At 59.1% G+C, this 347-nt stretch carries 1 pseudogene; it reads right to left on the bottom strand.

What is annotated here, in order from left to right:
* A pseudogene (locus IV91_RS0113995) lies at positions 1 to 347 on the bottom strand (DDE-type integrase/transposase/recombinase); the annotation flags it as partial.

The raw sequence follows: 347 nt of genomic DNA, 5'->3' as shown, positions 1-347 counted from the left end.
ACCTCGTTAACCGTGGTAAACCGGTGATGACGCAGACGAGCCATGATCCAACGCTCAACCACCTGCACCGCAGACTCGACTTTGGCTTTATCCTGGGGGGAGTAGGTCCGGGCAGGAAGTACCGAGGTACCGTAGTGGCGGGCAAAATCCAGTACCGTGTCGTTACTGCGGGGCTCATAGCGGTCCGGATTGGCAATTAGGGCCTTGGGGTTATCTGGAACGATGAGTTGGGTGACCCCACCATAGAATTCCAGTGCCCGGATCGTTCCATTTATCCAGTCCTCCGTCGTCTCGCGGGGCGTGGCACAGGCGAAGGTATAGCCGGATGCCCCCAGGGCCGCCACGAA

The organism is Ferrovum myxofaciens (assembly GCF_000735045.1).
Classification (GTDB): Bacteria; Pseudomonadota; Gammaproteobacteria; order Burkholderiales; family Ferrovaceae; genus Ferrovum; species Ferrovum myxofaciens.
Note: the sequence above shows the minus strand (reverse complement) of the source record. Positions and strands in the feature narration are given on the sequence as shown.